This is a genomic window from Lacticaseibacillus camelliae DSM 22697 = JCM 13995 (assembly GCF_001436615.1).
Lineage (GTDB): Bacteria > Bacillota > Bacilli > Lactobacillales > Lactobacillaceae > Lacticaseibacillus > Lacticaseibacillus camelliae.
Map to the genome: position 1 here is coordinate 1 of NZ_AYZJ01000001.1, position 3,477 is coordinate 3,477.

Genomic DNA, 3,477 nt, shown 5'->3' on the forward strand with positions numbered 1-3,477 from the left:
AGACCACTATCAAGGATTCGTTATCATCGTTGCACTTGACTTGAAAATTGAGGAACTCCTTTAAGATTGTCTTTCCAAAAGTCATTTTTACACTCATTTCCTGCACGATGACTGCCTATGCATTCACGCGTTTCGAGTTTCCATTTAAGAAAATTCTTTTCAGCCTTGTAGTTGCGACTTTGTTTCTGCCGGGTGTGGTAACCCGGATTCCTATGTATATCATGTGGCGCGATCTTCATTTACTTGATACGTATGTGCCATTGATTTTGCCTGATGTATTTGCACAGGAAGCGTTCTTTGTATTTATGCTGATTCAATTTATGCGAGGAATCCCGAAAGAGTACGATGAGGCGGCAATTATGGACGGGTGCAATTCGCTTCAAGTGTTACTTCGCATATTAGTTCCGATGATGAAGCCGGCTTTAATAACAGTTGTACTTTTTCAGTTTATTTGGTCCATGAATGATTTTATGACACCGTTGATTTATCTCTCGACAGTCTCAAAGTTTCCCGTTGCAATTGCATTGAAGATGGCAACAGACGCATCCTCCGGCTTTGTACCTTGGAATCAGACGATTGCGATGTCACTGATTGCGCTGGTTCCTTCGCTGGTTCTGTTCTTCTCTGCATCACGGAACTTTGTGGATGGCATGTCTGCTGGTGGTATCAAGGGGTGATTTGAATGATCAAGATGTTCATGCAGCCGTTTATGCCTGCATCGATTCATAGCAAGATTGATAGATTTTTCGAACTGTATAAAGTCACTTTCGCTTTCGCAATTTACTGCATTCCTTGGTGGCTAGTGAACCAGTTCTTCAAGTTTAGTTTGCTAACTAGTCCTCTTTACGGTCTTTGCGTTTTGATTTTGATTCCAAACGTCGTTGTGATGCTACATCAATTTGGGCAGGTTTATCTTGAAGGTCACTCCTTTACCTTAAAAGAGGACATGGCTACCTTCGCTCAACGTTGGCGTGCGTTTCGACAATTACGCTGGGGGTTTAATGCGGTGGTTACGATTATTGGGATGGGATTTACGTTCGAATTTCTGCTTGTCATGAGGCAAGAAGTATTGCACTTCATGATTATCCCATTTTTGATTATTGGAGCTTTTTTAATGGCAACGCTTTGGAATTACCTGCTGGTGACAGCAATTGACAAAAGTGGGGAGAACCTGCATGAACAGCTTAAAAAGTCGGTTTATTTGGGCTGGCGAAGTATCTTTGGTGCCTTGACTATAGGGCTACTATTGTCTCTCTGGCTGTCAGTGGGGTATCAGGCAACGATACTGAATATACTTGGCATGAACATCGTGGTCTTTTGGATCGGTTATAAGTTAACGATCAAAGCTGTACAGAGGACTATCAACCCTGTACAGGCTGGATTGGAGAATAAATGATGGCTGATTTTACAATTACAGGATTTGCTGATGAGATTGGGCCGGATCTCGATGAGCAAATTCGCGTGCTTCATGAAAACGGAATTTCGCACATTGAAGTCCGAGGAATTGATGGCGAAAACGTGAGCGAGTTTACGCTTGCCGAGGCGAAAGGGTATAAGAAGCGGCTTGATGACGCTGGGATTAAGGTTTCAAGCATTGGCTCCCCAATTGGGAAAATCGAAATTACGGATGCCTTTGAGCCCCATCTGGAACAGTTTAAGCATGTTCTTGAGGTGGCGCGTGTTTTCAACGCTCAATATGTGCGGGTGTTTAGCTTCTTCATGGCGGATTCAGATACGGCAAAGTACCAGGATGAAGTGATTCGCCGTTGGCAGGCCTTTATGGAAGCGGCAAAGGATTATCCCGAAATTACCTTGCTTCATGAGAACGAGAAGGCAATCTTTGGGGATGTACCTGAACGGTGCTTGACCTTGCTTAAGTCAATTGACTCGCCACAGCTTCGCGCTGCTTTTGATCCGGCTAACTTTGTTCAGTGCGGCGTAAAGGTTTACCCAGAGGCATTTGATCTACTTGCACCCTACATTGCGTATATCCACATCAAGGACGCGCATTACGCTGACCGTGCGGTAACACCGGCTGGGTATGGTGATGGGAAGTTAAAGGATATTTTGGCACGACTGGTCAAGGATAATTATCATGGGTATCTGTCTTTGGAGCCGCATCTCACTGAGTTTACCGGGTTTGCACAACTCGAGCAGGATGGTGTCTCGATTGCCGATAATGAGGTAGACGATGGTGCCCGTGCTTTCACGGTTGCAAGTAACGCATTGAAAGCAATCTTAGTCGATCAGTTGCATCAAGAATGGAAGTGATATTTTGACAGAATTACGCATTGGTATTATCGGCATTGGCAATATTGGTAATTTACACGCGGGTTACCTGTCGAAAGGTCAGATCAAGCATGCACGCTTAGTCGCTATGTGTGACACTAATCCAGAGAAGCTTGAGTTGGCCAAAAAGCGTTATGGTGAGCATTACCAATTCTATGACACAGACGAAGCGATGATGGCGGATCCGAATGTTGACGCTGTGATTATCTCAACTCCTCATTACGCTCATCCAGTATTGGCCATGCAAGCGATGAAGGCAGGAAAGCATGTCTTGAGTGAAAAGCCAGCAGGTGTGTACACGAAGAAAGTTCGGGAGGCAATTGAGGTTTCGAAACGGCACCCCGAACTAACATACGCATTAATGTACAACCAGCGGATGAACCCAGTCTATCAAAAGGCCAAGCAATTGGTCGATTCCGGTGAAATTGGCGAGCTGCGTCGGACTAACTGGATCATTACCAATTGGTATCGCTCACAGAGCTACTATGATTCAGGCGACTGGCGAGCTACTTGGGCCGGTGAAGGTGGTGGTGTGCTGCTTAACCAGGATCCGCATCAGCTAGATTTGTGGCAATGGATTTGCGGCATGCCGAGTCGCTTGATTGGTTTCACCTATGAGGGTAAGCGTCGCAATGTGGAAGTTGAAACTGAAGTCACTGCGTACTGCGAATACGCTAACGGTGCTACTGGGGTCTTTGTTACCACTACGACTGAAACGCCGGGGACCAATCGCTTTGAGATTGTCGGCTCTAAGGGCAAGATCGTCATCGAGGATTCCCAACTCAAGTTTTGGCAGAATCAGGTCGATGAAGCCGATTGGAACAAGAATTACAAGGGTGGGTTTGGCGAACCTGAGACCTGGAAGATTGATATTCCAGTAAAATTTGATGGGGATTCCGGGCACCCGAAGATTGTCCAGAATTTCGTTAATCACATCTTATTTGGCGAAACGTTGTTGAGCCCTGCCAGCGATGGCATTTACGGTCTTTCTATCTCTAATGCCATTTACCAATCGAGTTGGGAGCACCGGTGGGTCGACTTTCCAATCGATGAAGATGACTTCCTAAGCCAGCTGCAGAAGCGTATTGCTTCCTCGAAGAAAAAGCAGGTAAAGGATCAAGTCTTAAATACGGACCTCAATTTTCAAGTCAAGTGCAACGATGATAACGAATCCTTGATAGTGGTCTA

General features: G+C 45.4%; 4 protein-coding genes. All 4 read left to right on the top strand.

Annotated features, from left to right (window positions below; translation table 11 throughout):
• The first annotated feature begins 107 nt into the window (after positions 1 to 107).
• The gene (locus FC75_RS00005; protein ID WP_056988637.1) at positions 108 to 677 is read left to right on the top strand and encodes a carbohydrate ABC transporter permease; all 570 of its coding nucleotides are present in this window, start codon (positions 108 to 110) and stop codon (positions 675 to 677) included.
• A gap of 5 nt (positions 678 to 682) precedes the next feature.
• Complete coding sequence (locus tag FC75_RS00010) at positions 683 to 1,396, top strand: hypothetical protein (RefSeq protein WP_056988641.1); 714 nt, start codon at positions 683 to 685, stop codon at positions 1,394 to 1,396.
• Positions 1,396 to 2,271 carry a sugar phosphate isomerase/epimerase family protein gene (locus FC75_RS00015; protein WP_054666460.1) on the top strand — a complete coding sequence of 292 codons (876 nt, stop codon included), beginning with the start codon at positions 1,396 to 1,398 and terminating at the stop codon, positions 2,269 to 2,271. Before FC75_RS00010 ends, FC75_RS00015 begins: the two co-directional genes overlap by 1 nt.
• A 4-nt stretch (positions 2,272 to 2,275) precedes the next feature.
• Positions 2,276 to 3,477: Gfo/Idh/MocA family protein (locus FC75_RS00020; RefSeq protein WP_082623062.1), on the top strand; the 1,202-nt coding region annotated here is incomplete at its 3' end.

Excerpts from the sequence above, each read along its gene's own strand:
- FC75_RS00015 (WP_054666460.1), top strand. The coding sequence starts at position 1,396 with ATGGCTGATTTTACAATTACAGGATTTGCTGATGAGATTGGGCCGGAT.
- FC75_RS00005 (WP_056988637.1), top strand. The coding sequence starts at position 108 with ATGACTGCCTATGCATTCACGCGTTTCGAGTTTCCATTTAAGAAAATT.
- FC75_RS00010 (WP_056988641.1), top strand. The coding sequence starts at position 683 with ATGATCAAGATGTTCATGCAGCCGTTTATGCCTGCATCGATTCATAGC.